Origin of the sequence: [Clostridium] fimetarium, assembly GCF_900111235.1 — a bacterium.
Taxonomy (GTDB): Bacteria; Bacillota; Clostridia; order Lachnospirales; family Lachnospiraceae; genus Clostridium_N; species Clostridium_N fimetarium.
This window is the reverse complement of record NZ_FOJI01000005.1, coordinates 131,174-147,609: the sequence shown is the minus strand read 5'-3', so window position 1 is coordinate 147,609 and position 16,436 is coordinate 131,174. Positions and strand designations below refer to the sequence as shown.

General features: G+C 33.0%; 13 protein-coding genes. 1 reads left to right on the top strand and 12 read right to left on the bottom strand.

The features are described from left to right. Positions 1–74: 74 nt before the first annotated feature. The 4 genes from BMY18_RS08100 to BMY18_RS08085 all read right to left on the bottom strand — a co-directional run bounded on the left by BMY18_RS08100 (position 75) and on the right by BMY18_RS08085 (position 7,808). Positions 75–1,331, bottom strand: a complete 1,257-nt coding sequence (locus tag BMY18_RS08100; RefSeq protein WP_092452589.1) for a serpin family protein — start codon at positions 1,329–1,331, stop codon at positions 75–77. A gap of 790 nt (positions 1,332–2,121) precedes the next feature. Continuing rightward, entirely contained in the window at positions 2,122–3,297 is a 1,176-nt protein-coding gene (locus BMY18_RS08095; RefSeq protein WP_242940993.1) for a YibE/F family protein, read from the bottom strand. Then, positions 3,281–5,263 carry a purple acid phosphatase family protein gene (locus BMY18_RS08090; RefSeq protein WP_092452922.1) on the bottom strand — a complete coding sequence of 661 codons (1,983 nt, stop codon included), beginning with the start codon at positions 5,261–5,263 and terminating at the stop codon, positions 3,281–3,283. Before BMY18_RS08090 ends, BMY18_RS08095 begins: the two co-directional genes overlap by 17 nt. 127 nt (positions 5,264–5,390) lie before the next feature. Further along, the gene (locus BMY18_RS08085) at positions 5,391–7,808 is read right to left on the bottom strand and encodes a diguanylate cyclase (protein WP_092452585.1); all 2,418 of its coding nucleotides are present in this window, start codon (positions 7,806–7,808) and stop codon (positions 5,391–5,393) included. A gap of 262 nt (positions 7,809–8,070) precedes the next feature. On the opposite strand from BMY18_RS08085, the gene uraA reads away from it, so the two are divergent. Continuing rightward, positions 8,071–9,342 carry a uracil permease gene (uraA, locus tag BMY18_RS08080; protein ID WP_092452582.1) on the top strand — a complete coding sequence of 424 codons (1,272 nt, stop codon included), beginning with the start codon at positions 8,071–8,073 and terminating at the stop codon, positions 9,340–9,342. Positions 9,343–9,468: 126 nt separating this feature from the next. On the opposite strand, the gene BMY18_RS08075 is transcribed toward uraA, so the two are convergent. The 8 genes from BMY18_RS08075 to BMY18_RS08040 all read right to left on the bottom strand — a co-directional run bounded on the left by BMY18_RS08075 (position 9,469) and on the right by BMY18_RS08040 (position 16,400). After that, entirely contained in the window at positions 9,469–9,930 is a 462-nt protein-coding gene (locus BMY18_RS08075) for a chemotaxis protein CheX (protein ID WP_092452579.1), read from the bottom strand. Continuing rightward, a complete protein-coding gene (locus BMY18_RS08070) occupies positions 9,921–10,784 on the bottom strand; it encodes a response regulator (RefSeq protein WP_092452576.1) in 864 nt (287 codons plus the stop codon). The genes BMY18_RS08075 and BMY18_RS08070 overlap by 10 nt, the downstream gene beginning before the upstream one ends. A gap of 307 nt (positions 10,785–11,091) precedes the next feature. Then, positions 11,092–11,907 carry a hypothetical protein gene (locus BMY18_RS08065; protein WP_092452573.1) on the bottom strand — a complete coding sequence of 272 codons (816 nt, stop codon included), beginning with the start codon at positions 11,905–11,907 and terminating at the stop codon, positions 11,092–11,094. A gap of 107 nt (positions 11,908–12,014) precedes the next feature. Beyond that, entirely contained in the window at positions 12,015–12,815 is an 801-nt protein-coding gene (locus BMY18_RS08060; protein WP_092452570.1) for a hypothetical protein, read from the bottom strand. Between the two features lie 186 nt (positions 12,816–13,001). Continuing rightward, the gene (locus BMY18_RS08055) at positions 13,002–13,490 is read right to left on the bottom strand and encodes a GNAT family N-acetyltransferase (RefSeq protein ID WP_330385962.1); all 489 of its coding nucleotides are present in this window, start codon (positions 13,488–13,490) and stop codon (positions 13,002–13,004) included. Between the two features lie 46 nt (positions 13,491–13,536). Continuing rightward, entirely contained in the window at positions 13,537–14,001 is a 465-nt protein-coding gene (locus BMY18_RS08050; protein WP_092452567.1) for a GNAT family N-acetyltransferase, read from the bottom strand. A 291-nt stretch (positions 14,002–14,292) separates the two neighbouring features. After that, positions 14,293–15,282 (bottom strand): hypothetical protein, encoded by a 990-nt coding sequence (locus tag BMY18_RS08045; RefSeq protein WP_092452564.1) that lies wholly within the window; start codon positions 15,280–15,282, stop codon positions 14,293–14,295. A 164-nt stretch (positions 15,283–15,446) separates the two neighbouring features. Beyond that, on the bottom strand, positions 15,447–16,400 hold the full coding sequence (locus tag BMY18_RS08040) for an L-lactate dehydrogenase (protein WP_092452561.1): 954 nt from the start codon (positions 16,398–16,400) through the stop codon (positions 15,447–15,449). Positions 16,401–16,436 lie beyond the last annotated feature (36 nt).

The following is a 16,436-nucleotide window of genomic DNA, read 5'->3' as shown; positions in this document are numbered from 1 at the left end:
AAAAAAACAAATCAACCGAAAGGTTGATTTGTAGGGTTGATTTATCGGTTGATTTACAAAATGGAATTAATATATTATTTAATGTCCATAACCGTTCCAATAAATATTGGAAGACTCGTGGAATTATCTATGATTGCATAAACAAATGGACGATCTAATATTACAGGCTTGCCAACTATCGGCGTTCCCTTAACCCCCATCCTTGTAACTGTAGAAGCTCCAGCTTTTGTTCCACCTTCATTAACTGTTATATATGTTTTATGAATAATATTGGCAATATATAAGTTTCCTCCCGAAGACTTACCCATCTTGGAAAAATTAGCTGTGTTTTCATCAAAAGCCGTATTCATACCTAGCGCCATCAAGGCATCTTTCATTTCAAGCGAATATTCAGAACTGAACTTTGGAAGTTGTGTTTCTATAGAGATATGTTGAGCACTATTAATTTCAGCTAATAAGCTTTCTCCTGTAAGTGTAGAGATATAATCATTAATTGAACTTTCTTCGTATGGAAGGAGTGCTACAAAACTGTATTTATTATCTTTATAACTCTTAATAAAACCTGTCACCTTGCCATCATCTATATACTCTGACTCACTAGTTGACATCATTTTCACAGTGCTTTTGATTCCATTAAAAGCTGTGAAGGTTCCATTCGTGCTACCATTATATTTATTTTCCCATTCTGCATCAAATGCAATCGCATTTATAAGGAACATCACATTACTAGGATCAATTTTGTCGATAATATTACCTATCATTCCATCTGTTTTTCTATTGACCCACATGTTCATATCTGTTGCTGCTTGACTATCAAACTTGGAATTATATATTTGAGTGCCATAGTAATCTGCATTTTTCTGTAAAAAATCATCTTCTACTATAAAACTTTCCTCATCCTTAAACCAAATAGAATTCGCTATTTTAAGTTTATATTTTTTTGATGATGGAAGATTTTTTACATATGTATAAAGATAATTATTGAGTTCATTAAGTGGAATTGTTCCACCAAGTAAAGTTTCCATCTCTTTTTTTGTCTGTTCATCTGCTCCATTTGCTGTCATAGCAAGTGAAAGCATTACTGATAGCGGTGAAACAAGAGTATTTTTATCTACAGATACTGTTTTCTTAAATAACTCTACTGCGAAATTTGCTGAACTATTAATAAATTCATCATCGCTGGTCTTACCGCTTACCTCTTTTGCAGTTACTCCTTTCATTAAATCAGTCGCTTGGATTTTCACAGAGCACTTAACCAAACTTACAATTATAATGCCTAAAAACACAAGGCAAAGTAGCGTAGCAATTATTCTTTTTCGATATTTTATCATATGAATTCCCCCTTATAAAAATTTATAATAATCAATCTATCTAATTACCATTATACTAGCTCTTTATACTTGAAATCAAGTCATTTTATTTCATTATCTACTTTTAAAAAAGGTGTATTTTACTTGTGATAGTACAACAATTCCTTTTGTCTCAATCGAGCTCTTTAATACGATAGTCACAATAACCTCGAATAAACAAAAAAAATCAACCAAAAGGTTGATTTGTAGGGCTAATTATATGAACTTTTTTATAAAAATAATTTAGTTTTTTACAAAGTATATCCCAATTTTAGCTTTATCTGTAACGTATTCTGCCCCACAATTTTTACAGAACATAATAACTCTCCTTTTTAATTATAAATCTATTAAAGTTATACAATTGTATAACCAAGTTATGATAAATACGAACTCTAACTTTCGTTAGAATAAATTTCCATTTAATCATATCATATATACCAATAAAAAAGTACATAAAAATACATAATAATACAAAAGATTATTTAAAAAATGACATCTCATATATTTAAATATCTTGTACCTAATATAAATTTATCAGCTATTTACAGTGCTCTTGGAAAAGTATTAAATCAGGTATAAATAACTTTCAAATTATAGAGTAACACGTCCTTTCATTATATTTATTCCGTATATAGAAGATATATTCCGCCAATAGACGCTGTGATTGAATTGTCCTCCTCTTTAATGCTAAATCAAGCCACTATGACGGAATCATAATGGCTTGTAAAATCACTTTAGTTACTTCTTTATTATTTATCCAGTATAATTTTCATTATAGTTCCTTCTTCTTTGCCATAAATAAAGCGCTGATTGCTGATACAAATGGAACCGTGAGGATAACTCCAAGGCTTCCAGCTATTCCTTGCATAATCTCAATACCAATCGAATAGGAATTAATCATTTGCATGTATTCCAGATTGTATGCATAATTGATTACAAGAATACTTAATGAACCACCAGTGAATGCAAGAATCAAAGTATTTGACATTGTACCCATCATATCTTTTCCAACGTTCATTCCACTTTTGAAAAGTTCTTTTGATGTTATGTCAGGATTTCTTTCGTTTATCTCATTTATTGTTGAAGCTATTGAAATTGCTACATCCATAACAGCCCCAAGTGATGCAATGATTACTCCTGCAAAAAGAAGTCCGCTAATTTGAATTTTTGTGTTCTGTCCCACAAATATAAGTGTATCTATATTTGAGACATTATTTCCTGAAATAGTTGCACATTTACCAAATAAATATGCTGCTATTCCAGCTACTAAGACACCAACGATTGTCCCTAGAATTGCGGATACTGTTTTTACCGTTATTCCACCTATCAAATACATTGTAACAATTGTTGTAATAATCGCGACAATAACTGCTGCCAAAAATGGGGATACCCCTCTATAAATCATAGGCAGAAATAGATAAAAGATGCAGCCAACAGTAAAGGCAAGTGCTAGTGCCGATTTAATTCCATTTTTACCGCCTATAAGACATAATATTAATATAAATATTGCGATAAAAATATAAACTGGAAATTCTCTATCAATTGAATATACAGATGCCAAACTGTTATCTCCTGCAGTACTAACAATAACGATAACCTTCGTTCCCACTTTACAAACTGCACCATATAAATTTCCGTCGCTGCTTGTTGCGGTCATTAGATGACCTTTCAAATCACCAGATAATAATTTTACATTTACTGTCTGATTTCCAGCTCTGACTTCATTTTCCTGTAGATTATCGGCAATAATTTCGGTAACTACAGCTTTCTCAAATGTTCTTCCAGTCGTTGATACCATTTCTGTTTTTTCTATGTTTTTATAGTTATTTACAAAAATTGCAAAAACTACGAACAATAATGATACAACTAAAAATCGAATTATTTTTTTTCTATTTAGCTTAATATAACCAGTTAAACTAGCGATTGATTTTTCAAATACATTCATCATTGCTAATAGCCTTACGTTTTTTCCTATCTGCAACATACATTGTAATAAGTAACGATGATGATAGCACTGCCATTACTAGGCATATATATAATGTCATAGGGTTATCTCCTGTAACAGGACCTGCTTGTTGTGTCGCAGCGGCTGGCTGTACATATGAAGTATTTACCGCTTGGGCATCTGAGTTTATCAAAGCCTTTATTGCATCGTCTATTGAAGTATATGCACTTGCAACAGCTACTGAATTTGATTCAGCATTATCAAAGATTACTTTTGCAGCTGCAATTACTTTTTGTAAATTTGCTAGGCTATCTTGTGTATATTTACTTGTATCACTTAATAAATTGGTTGCTTCTGAAATTTTACTTTCTAGATTTGTTTTTTCTACCGATTTTACGATTGTATATGCTGTTTGAATTCCGCCATCAGCTACTAATTCCTTATTTGTTGCTGCATCGTACGTTCTAACGGTTAGCGATACATCATTAATATCAATCACCGAATAAGTAGGTTTCCAGCTCTGACTTCTAGCTGCAATATAATTTTGCTGTGTCGTAATTAACTGATAGAATTTACTTCCCGTTGAAGAGTTTGCTTCAAAATATACAGTACCTTTTGGATTAATGACTTTATTTGTTGAAGCAATGTTGGTAAGAATATTATAACATGCTGCATTCTGTGTCAGAAATGCACTTGATTTCGTATCAACTGTTTTACCAAATGCTGTATATGTATTACTATCTGAAGATATTTGATAAGATCTTGAATATGTATGATCATGACCCTGTAAAACAACATCAAATCCTGCTTTGTCAATGATTGGAGTAAGTTGCGTTCTAAGAATCATACCATCTGAATCTGAATGATCTGCTCCTGAACCATAAATATCTTGATGGAACATAAGGACTTTCCATTTAGCATTCGGATATGCACTAATTGCTTTATCGATTAAATCTTTATGTGTCTGACAATTATAATTGTTTGTATTAATACACACAAACAATGCATCTCCGTATGAGAAGAAATAATCATTGCCTGCAGTAGACGCTCCTACTTCCTCCGTAAATGAATTAGGGTTATTAAAATGATTTTTGTAGTTGACGCTACCAGAATCATGATTTCCAATTACTGTTGCAATGGGAATACTTCTAAGAGCAGATGGATATAAGAAACCTGAATACTCAACCTGTTGTTCAAGTATTTTAACAGCTGAATCTACACTCGTCTGATTGATCTGATCACCAGCCGATAATATAAAACTCAATTTAGGATTTGCTTTGATTGCATTATTAAGTGTCTGATTCCAGTTATACGCATCATTTCTTGCATAATATTCAGTAGTATTTGTAAATGCGTTTGTTTCTGTTGCCGCTTGTCCGACTGATGCACCAATTTGAGGATCTCCAACATAAAGTACTGAAAAAGCATCCGTATTTTGCGATTTGTAAGTAAATGTTTCTGACCATCCTCCATCTAGAAAATACTGATAATAATAAGTTGTTGCTTTTGTAATACCAGTAATTTTAACTTTATTAGGATAAAGATTTGTAGTAACAGCATTTTCCGTAACACTGCTTAATGAATTTTTATCTTGAACACCATAAAATGTTTGTCCCGTTACATTTCCCTGACTATCTGTCAACCTTACTGCCGGTGTTTCTTCCGTATATGAATACCATCCAAAATTTAACTCAGAAGCATCTTTTCCAGGTGTTAATGCAACCTGCTCATAATTTTTTCTGATTTTATCCCAATCTGTTTTCCAACTTGCCCACGCAGTTGGATCCGCATAAACATTTGAGTAAACCACTGATCCGTCCTGAAGCGTTGTCCCTGTAGTAGTCGTTGAAGCTGCGTTATTCCATGATTCTCTAAGTGATGCAGCATAAATCGAATAACCTGAACTGGCTATAAAAGTTGTTGCAAGGATTGCTGCAGTTACCTTTTTTAAAATTTTGTTTCCCACCATTTTTTTCACTTTTTTCCTCCTATAAATATCGACTAAATGATTAATATGTTAAACATACTATACCGTCATAAAGTAAAATCTATAATCTTCAAAGTGTAAATGTGGTGTAAAGATTTGTATATTATTTCTATTTTTTATTATTTATCATATTAACAAATAATTCAACGATGTAAGGATCATATTTTTTCCCAGAATCTCTTATTATTGAGTTTAAAGCATTTTCTTTACTGGTTTGAGTGTTATCACTAGAAATCATTTTTCTACTATAAGCTTCTGCAATAGCAATTATTCGAGATATTAATGGGATTTCTTCACCTTTTAAACCCTTGGGATATCCTGAACCATCCCATCTTTCATGGTGTCCATAAACCCCATTTGCTAAATCCAGTGTATCTTCTGACATGGATAAAATTCGATAGCTTACGGCAGGATGCTGTCTCTGCATTTCTTTGTCTATCTCAGTAAGCTTGTGCGTATCCTTACTGAGTATCTCATCACTAAGGGCGATTTTTCCAATATCATGTAAATATCCCGCATCTCTTAGCTGTTTAATTTCTGTTTCATTCAAATTCATCACATGTCCAATTTGCTCACACAATATGCTGACTTCTTCTGAATGGGCCTTATCAAAAGCACTTTTTTCGTGGAGTGCATTTATAATACTCATAATCGCTCCAGTGCCAAAACTTTTTCTGGAAGCGATTTTTTCCTTGTACATTTCATTTTCAGCATTTTCCAATATTTTTTCTATTTCCTGATAATGTTTCGTTTTTGTATCTACTCCAGTTGCCATACTGCAAGTAATTGCTTTGATCTTTTTTTGAGAAAACTCTTTTTCTATTTTTGTAGCTAATAAGTTTGCAACCTGCTGTTGTGTTTTTATTAATAGCATTACAAACTCATCTCCGCCAGTGCGAGCTAATAAATCAGTGTCACGAATGTTGGCTTTTAGGACCTGTGAAGCTTCCATAATCAGCTTATCTCCATTAGTATGTCCAAAGGTATCATTTACCATTTTCAAACCATTTATATCAATAAATATGATTGAAATTGGAAGATTATCATTTGTATCCATTTCCTTCATTTTATTTTCGAAGCTTCTTCTATTCAAAAGTCCGGTCATATAGTCATGGTTACTTAAAAAGCGAAGTTCTTTAGTCCTAGTGGCTACCTGATCCTCCAAATTAATAATTAGATGCTGCATATTATCTGCGAGATTATTAAATGCCTCTGATATTTCACCAATCTCGTCATCTCTGACAATCGCTACTCTAGCGGATAGATCTCCTGTCTCTATTTTTTTTGAGGTGTTTAGTAGATTTTTCATTGGATTTAATAATCTACGTGTAATGATAAAATAGATCACAAAAGAAAGCAAAAGAGAGCCAATAACATACCACACAGTCATGCTTATATTTTTATCCAACTCCGATATTAAAAGATTTTTTGGTACTGTGGAAATAATCAGCCAATCTAGACCTGGTTGCTGATATTGTTGAATATTAATAAATGCGTTCTCCTTTTGATGGCTGATGGACAATTCAGTTTTGCCTGAGTTAAGATACTCTTCATATCCCTTCTGAATACTGGAATTATTGATATCCGCTATGGTTTTTCGATTTATGTCACCATTATCAGACGTAGAATAATTACCTGCTCCTATAGAATTGGCAATTAAATATCCTGTATCCTTTTCAATAATTATTACAGAACTATTGTTGCTACTAGTGATTTCTTTGAGATGATTGCCTATATCAGCTAATAGCATATGTGTGCCAAGAACACCTTTAAGTTCTCTATTTTTATCATAGACCGGCCATGCTGCAGATAACGTAAGATCATCCATAACAAAGTGTTTGTAAACTTGAGAAAACACAGGGCCTCCGGTTTGAACTGCTGATTTATACCATTCTCTTGTTCTAGGATCGAACTTACCTGCATTCACTGCAAAGCTACCAGCTGTCATATTATCATTCACATAATAATACCAAGATTCTCCATTTGTCTGGGCATTGTTTTTTATAATCTCCATGTTCCCGTTCTCATCCAGGCGTGCCCCATAATATTCGCCGTTAGCAGTTCCATAACTAAAACTGTATACATTTTTATTATAGGCACTTAACACGCTGACAAAATATTTATTTCGTGCATCCTCATTATCCATATAAAATCCGTTATTTTCTATCAATTTGTGATTAACCGTATTAATCGTAATTGGAATCTGTATATAAGAATCTATCTGATTGAAAACGTCCTGATTCATTTTACTTGCGATTTCTAAAGTACTACTCCTGGCTGATGTTTTCCAGCTGGAAAATATAAATAATGCAATTCCTCCAGAAGTAATTAATAAAAGAAGTGTAAATGTAATTATAAAGAGGCTAATTATCGACATATTCTTTCTTGACTTTTTATTTCTAGTTGTTTTGTTTTTTATAATAGCATCTTTAATGATTATGTTTTTTATAATTCCATTTTTTTTCATATTCACTCCCGTTGGTGCCTTTATACCACTTAAAATCAGGGATATTAATGATGAACTCATTCATGTTTATCTCTATTTTATGTAATAGGTTTTATAGTTGACAATTCAAATATATTCTATTGATTTTTATAATAACAGAAAAAAGAAACAATAACAATTCACTAATTTATCATAGTTTCTTCATTATAACTTATATTTTCGTTTAATATTTATTTTTACTGCCTTTTACGACATTTCCATAGATGTTTTAAGCGGTATTTGTTGTCCTTCAACGTATACTGTGATATACTTTTTCGAGATAATAATTCGAGGAGGTTTTAAATTGGAAAACAAAAAAATTATTCAAGTGGAAGAAAAGGTACCTTTTAATCTACTGATTCCGCTGTCCCTGCAGCACATGTTCGCAATGTTCGGTGCAACTGTTTTAGTACCAATTCTTTTTCAAATCAATCCATCCGTAGTACTACTAATGAATGGTGTTGGTACAATAATATTTATTTTAATTACCAAAGGGAAAGCTCCCGCATATCTTGGCTCTAGCTTTGCTTTTCTTGCTCCAGCTGGTCTGGTAATTACAAAATGGGGATATTCGTATGCGCTAGGTGGCTTTATCGTAGTCGGATTTTCCCTCTGCGTTTTATCCTTCATCGTTTATAAGTTCGGCATTAAGTGGATTGACATTTTACTTCCAGCTGCAGCTATGGGACCAGTCGTTGCGCTCATCGGTCTGGAACTTGCAAGCACTGCCGCTTCCACCGCCGGTATCCTTCCAGGTACCGATGGGTCCATTGATTCCAAAAATGTCATTGTTTTTCTAGTGACCTTGGCTGTTGCTGTGTTTGGCAATGTACTGTTTCGTAAAATTTTCGCTGTCATTCCAATATTAATTGCAATTGTTGCCGGATATATCACTGCACTACTTACTAATCTTGTAACACCTCAGATTGTTGTAGATGCATTGCATAAAAGCTTACTTGTAAAACCAAATTTCCAAACTCCTCACTTTAATCTTGAGGCGATTTTGATGATCCTACCGGTCATTTTAGTACTTGCATCAGAGCATATCGGTCACCAACTTGTTACTAGTAAAATTGTAGGAAGAGACCTTCTAAAAGATCCAGGCTTACATCGTTCTTTATTTGCTGACGGTATATCCACAATGCTTTCTGGCTTTGTAGGTTCCGTACCTACTACAACCTATGGAGAAAACATCGGCGTTATGGCAATAACCAAAGTTTACTCTGTACAAGTTATTGGTGGTGCAGCGCTCCTATCAATCATCGCTTCCTTTATCGGACCAGTTGCTGCATTGATTCAGACCATACCAGGCCCTGTCATTGGTGGAATTTCATTCCTGCTGTACGGCATGATTGGTGCTTCTGGTATCCGTATCTTAGTTGATGCTAAAGTAGATTATAGCCGTAGCCGCAACCTGACACTGACTTCAGTTGTATTTGTAACTGGCCTTTCCGGTGTTGCTTTTAAAATTGGTCAAGTCGAATTAAAGGGCATGGTGCTCGCATGTATCGTCGGTATGGTTTTGTCTCTGCTCTTCTATATCTTCGACAAGCTTGGATGGGCAAACGACAAATAGAATAACATTACATTTTACTAAAATTACATAATTACATAATTACAATATGCTCCCCTTATAGTAAGCAGTCAAAAAATCTGTTTACTACAAGGGGAGCATATTTAATTGTATAGTGAAAATATTAAATTAATTATCAAAAGCTATATTGACCTCAATTGGAATATTATCAGCTAAAAGTTCAATACATAGAACCTGATTTGAGCTCATCTTTAAAGATATATCATTTCCATGAAGTAGTGTTGGCGTTGAAATATCTATTGGAATTCCTAAAACAGAGAAACGAGTTGCTGCATTCGCTGTTAACATATTTGTTAGTTCCGATAATGCACTTTTTGCTATATCATCTAGCTCTATAACAGGCATGCCCATCATCATAGTGGATGCTATTTTCTTAGCATTTTCAATATCAATTGAGTACACTATATTACCTTTAATAGCGCCAACTATTCCAACTATTATAATTACACCTGAACTCAAAAGATCTTTACCCTTCACGCTTAAATGCCCTTTTTCAACTTTGCTAAACCCTAGTTGAGGCATAACATTAAGGAAAGATTCCATAAACGGATTAACATGATTTACATCCATTTTTCTTCACCTCTTGTAAAACCTACGTTCATCAACAAATCACCAAAATTGGTTTCTGCTATTGCGGTATTTGTCTTAAAACTTGGAGCTGAAATATGAACATTATCACCATGTAGTATAGAAGGTGGCGCTACACGAAGTCCTAAAGCTCTATCCTTTCTATTTAATAAAGAGCATGCATTTCCAGAAATTATATTTGCGAACTCTGCCATTGCGCCTATCATCTCATCATTATTTTTAGGTGCTCTTCTAAGTAATGCAGTTGCCATATTATCTGCTGTTTCTTTTGATAAATCGATTACCATTCTACCCGCAAACTTACCAATTATTCCAATTATCACAGTCATGCCCTTTGATATGTATTCTTTGTCATCAGAATATTCATCCTTAAAAGTAAGTAAGGTTTTTGTCATTCTATTTACACCATCTAATAAAGCTTCTTTAAATACTGGAAAAGAGTCTGTCTCTAGTAACTTATAAATTTCTTCCGAACTCATTACCCTATTAATTGCGGCAATAAGTTCATCTGGGTCAACTGGTTTTTGAATATATGCAGAAACATTATTTTCTTTTGCTTCATTCACGATTTCTTCATCCATCATAGAACTTACAACAATCACTTTTATATTGGGATCAATTTCATGTACAGCTCGTGTACATTCAAAACCATCCGTACCAGGTAATGTCATATCCATTGTAACCAATGCTGGTCTTTTATCTTTTATCACTTCTTTTACTTCTTCAAGCGTACCAGCTTCACCAACAACTTCATACCCTTTGTCTTCAAGAATGTCTCTTAATATAGCAATAGAAAAAGGTGAGTCATCCACAATTACTATTCTAATTTTATCCATAGAATATATTTACCTCCGATTTTTTATAACAACATTTTAATTAATATATATATTCGTATATTAACATACAATTCAGTAGCCGTCAGCAATTTTTGACTACTTATTATGTAAAATTATGTCATATTTTAGGCCTATTTATATTCTATATTGAAAGATTTATTTGTAATCGTTCTATTAATACGATTTTGTAAAATACCACCTATTTTTTTGCAACAAAAAAAGATTATATAAGGTCTTGATGCAGTACTATTAATAAATTCATTAATAGCCTCGTGATTCTCCATAACATGGTAATATAGATATTCATTTAAAGTTTTTCTATATTCAGTTTTTCTATATTCAGCTTTTCTAAATGCTCTTTTGCCCTTGATACATAGCAGGAAGTTCCTCCATTTTTAATTGCAAATTCAAATGCCTTTGTTGCTTCGCTCGATCTATTATAGTGTAAATATATTATTCCAAGTGTATATTTCGCGGACACTTTACTCAGCATATGCTTTGCCCTTAACAATGCATCATTAAATACCTGCTCTGCACCATCATAAATATTATTTGCCATATTCAATAAAACTTTCGAATCACTATATGAATACAACAATTTATTTTTATATATACGGCTCAATTTTTTATTATCCAAAGCAATCCTGAATTCTTCCATTGAATCAACCACATTTTCAATATCTTTTATCATAAAATAATAAGCAACTAAATTATTATAATATATTGCCAGATAGATGGCTCCTGCTCTACCGTTACCAAATCCAACAATGCTGTTAAGCGTTTTTTTCGCTCTCTCTCTATTTCCAGCATTCAAATAACCAGTTGATAGGTTAAGCATCAATAACGTTACTAACTTCTTATTTGTTTGATCAAACAATAAATCATCGCAAATTCGTATGTATTCCTCAAGATTACAATCGTCCATCATTATATTTATAATTTTTCTCATTTTTATCTGAGCAAATATTTCAAGTAACATTGCAACAGTAAAAATCCAAATCGTAGCAACTAGTACTCCAACATAAAAATTAATATCCCAGCCTAATTTTAGACAAATAGGTACCCCTCCAATAAAACTAAACACGAAATATAAAATCATTGTACTTTTAAAACATTTTATCATATGTTAATCCCCCTTATCGCTTATACCTGTTCCTCATGGTTTCTTAATTTTTCGGAAAAATAATTCTCTGGGTTTCATCCAACTCGGTGAATAAAATCAGTACTAATTTAGATTTCTATTTCGATCATCTTCTTTAAATGCTTTTGTGCCATTTTCACGTAGAATAAAGTTCCACCATTTTTAACTACGAATTCAAACGCCTCTCTTGCTTCGCAAAGTCTATTATCATGTAAATATATTATTCCAAGTATATATTTTACATATACTTTACCCAACATATGATTTTCCCTTATCAGTACATCATTAAACAACTGTTCTGCACCATCATAAATGTCATTTGTCATATTTAGCAAGCTTTCTTTCTCGTTATATGAACACAAGAATTTATTTTTATATACACGACTCAACTTTTTGTTATTCAGAGCAATCTTTAATTTTTCCATTGAGGCAATCACATTTCCAGTTTCTTTTTCTAGGAAAAAATAGGAAACCAAGTTATTATAATAAGATGCCCGATATGTAGCCCCTCGCCTACCTTTTCCATTTTCATCTATACGATCAAGTATCATCTGTGCGCGATCTCTATCACCCGCTTTCAAATAACCAGTGGATAGATTTAACATCAAAAGAGTTCTCGATTTCTTGTCTTTACAATGAGACAATAATTCATTGCAAATTTGTAAATATTTCTCGGGATTACAATCATCCCTCATAATATTTATAATCTTTTTCATTTTTATCCACGCAAACGAATTCATTATCAATGCTATGGCTATAATCCATATGATAGCGAATAATCCTCCAAGATAAAAATTGTTAATCCATAATAGCTTCATCCAAATATACACACTTCCAATAAAGCTGATGATATAATATATAAATTTTGTACTTCTAAAACATCTAATCATATTCAAAACTCCTTATAGAATCAAATGATTCTTCACTAATAATTGTTGAACTTTTCTATTATTATGGAAATTATATTCTATAATTAGTTTACCATAAAATCACAATTTTTTCTATGTTCCATGAGATTTTAATAAGAATACCTTGCTTTTCTCTCTTGCTTTTCCACATTCCATTTTGCATATTGATCAAGTATCCATCCGGATCGTTTCATTGATATTTTTATTTCGGTACACCAAATCACTTCGAACCGCAAACCCTTGTTTCTCCCAAAAAGCATTTCCAATCTCATTTTTTGAAAATGCTACCAATGCCACTTTATTGATTCCTTCTTCCTTCAATGCTTCCATTGCAAATCGGATCAAATTGGTAGCAATTCCTTTATTACGTTCCACCACTGCTACTGATGTATGATAAATAAACCCTCTTCTTCCATCATGCCCACTCAAAATTACACCAATAATAGTGTCATCTCTTTCTGCTACGAAACAAGTATTTGAGTTCCGTTTTAAATATTTATCAATTCCACTCTTAGAATCATCCAAATTATTTAGCCCCATACCTGGTGTATTTGTCCATAGCTGATAAACTCCTTCGTAGTCCGTAATCAACATTTTTCTAATATTCATTTGTCTATTCATTTGTTTATTCATTTGTCTATTCATTTGTGTATTCATATTCCTGCACTCCTCCTCTAAATTTCTCCATCCTATAATGTTTCTCTTAATCTAACTCCTTTATTCCACCCTTAAAATCATATCCCATCTTTTGGTAAAATTCACAGGCCGTGATCGATGCAGGGATTTCTATTCTTTTCGCTCTTGTAAATAAATCGTCTAGCTCCAATGTCTGAACAACTTTTCTTCCAATCCCTTGTCCGTGATATTCTGGCAATACAAATACGGTTAGCAAAATGCTTTCATCCAAACTTCCCCATAAACTGGCAATTGATCCGCAAGCAACCACTTTATCATCTACGCAGAACACATACATATGTGCAAAATTTGCCACTCCTAATACCCAATTAAAATCATGTGTTCTTACCATTTCTTCCATTGCTTCCTGCCCATAGTCTTTAATATTTACTTCAAGAAAATTCCTGTGAATCAAGGATGCTACTGTTTTAGCGTCATCTGCTACAAATTTTCTAACTTCCACATTACTTTTTTCATAATTAATCAACCCCATATTATCATTTACCACCTTTCTACTGATAAAGCAAAAAATCGCACCTACATATAAAATATGTCTAGTGCGATTCTGCAAATAATTTATAATCTTTCAAGAATGAACCATTCTGATTATATTTACATTTTCTACACAGACATTTAAGACCTACGGGCTCACGTCTGTGCATATACTCAACTTTGTTGAGTAACAACAGCTACAAGCAAATACGTCTAGAATAATACATATACATCTGTCTATTAAAATGTAAATTCTGATTCATCATTTTCTCCATTCCTGTTGTTAATGATATTAATATTTAAAGTCAAAATATCTTCTGTATAAATAATAGTTACTTTCCCATGCATCCGATTCTATTTGGGCTTCACTGCTTGTAAAATCCGCATATTTACTAAGAAACTGCTTCCAATCAGAAATCAAACCGCTATATCCATTTTTACTTAATGAATTATATGCGCTTTCATCCAGTCCATCATGCACTTTCATAACAGCCTCTAATCCATAGGTCTGTATTAGATAATCAACAAATGAATATCTATATCTCATAGCAAATCCATTATTCTCTGTATCTAATTTTTCAAATGCCAATGAAGTATGACGTTGTTCCAATTTAACAACCTTATGAACATCAATAACATAATAATTACATTCCTTTGCTTCCTGCGCTGGGCGATCACATATCATAATTCCTTTTCCTGAATAATAATGGTTCTGCACATAGTCACATAGACCATCATCAAGCGTCTTTGAAAATGATGATACTCCAGTCTGTTTATCATATGTTACCAAATGAGTCAATGCATTCACTAATGGCAGATCACAATATGTAATCATACCAATTGGATAATTTAAGTTAAATATTAAAGTTTTAGTATCTGATTTTTCTGGGTATTTTAAGTATGGTAGTTCTTCAGCACCGTGTAAATCAAGCTCTAGATTTAAATAAATAGTATTATCCTCATTCGTATACTGCTTATACCAATCTTCTTTGCCCAATAATTTAGCAATTTCATCTATATAATTAAGTACTGCCGTTTCGTATTCACCTTGTGTTTTATAACCAGCATTTGTCATATCTAATTTTGTCCAATAATCATCTGAGCCATAAGAAAATTTGATTGAAAATTTTGATTCCTCAGTACCTACCGGATTTTGTATTACTGGTTCTGCATTATTTGTTCCATTTTCTTTTAAAATAAACCAGGTTACAATTATGGCGACAGTTACTATAGCTACTAATAAAATCTGTATCACTACTTTAGATGCTGTTTTTCTCTTCATTTCTTTTCCCTAACCCTTCGCTTTTTTAAAATCACAAACTTCATGATTTTATTGTAATTAAATTACCATATTATGTAAAGTTTATCTTTATTAAATAAATATTACAAATATAATATAAATATTACAAAAGCTGGTGTTTAAGAGGTAGAAAACAACTCAATAGTTTAATTAAACTGAATACCCGAATAAGCGTTTTTTAATATATTGCATGAATCCTGGAATTTTTTAAGCTCCTCATCGGTAAGTGACAATGTGATTACACTTTCAATGCCGTTTTGATTTACGATAGAAGGAACTCCCGCATAAACATTATCACAGCCGTATTCTCCTCTTAGCAATGTAGATACTGTAAGCACACTATTCTCATTACTGAGGATTGCTTTCGTGATTCTCACCATTGCCATTCCTATGCCATAATATGTAGATTTTTTGGCTTCAATTATCTTTTGCGCAGCATTTTTAACTTCATCACCTATTTTGGTCATTCCATCGCATGAAAATTTCCCACCTGCTTCGCTACAAAGATCCAAAACTGGCTTTGTTGCAACAAGTGCTTGAGACCAAGGCACAAACTCGCTATCTCCATGCTCTCCCATTACATAAGCGTGGACATTACGTGGATCAACGTGGAAATATTCACCAAGCATATATCTAAGTCGTGCGGTATCCAGTGCAGTACCGGTTCCGATTACTCGCTGACTAGGAAATCCAGAAAGTGTAAGTGTAATATGGGCCATAATGTCAACTGGATTTGTTGCGATTAGAAATATTCCGCTAAATCCCGATGCCACAACTGGCTCAACAATTGACTTGAAAACTGCGGTATTACGCTGAAGAAGATCAAGCCTTGTTTCACCTGGTTTTTGCGCTACGCCGGCTGAGATCACCATAATGTTGGCATCCGTACAATCTTCATATGAACCAGCATAAATCTTCATGTGAGATCCTGAAAATGCAAGTCCATGATTTAAGTCCATTGCCTCCCCCTCGGCACGTTTCTTATCAATATCGACAAGTACTAACTCGTCGCAAGTATTTTGATTAAGCATTGCATAGGCATAACTCATACCAACAAACCCTGTTCCTACTAAAACCACTTTTCTATTATTTGTGTTCAAATTACCCACCTCCATTATTTTTGTTGTTATTTTGCT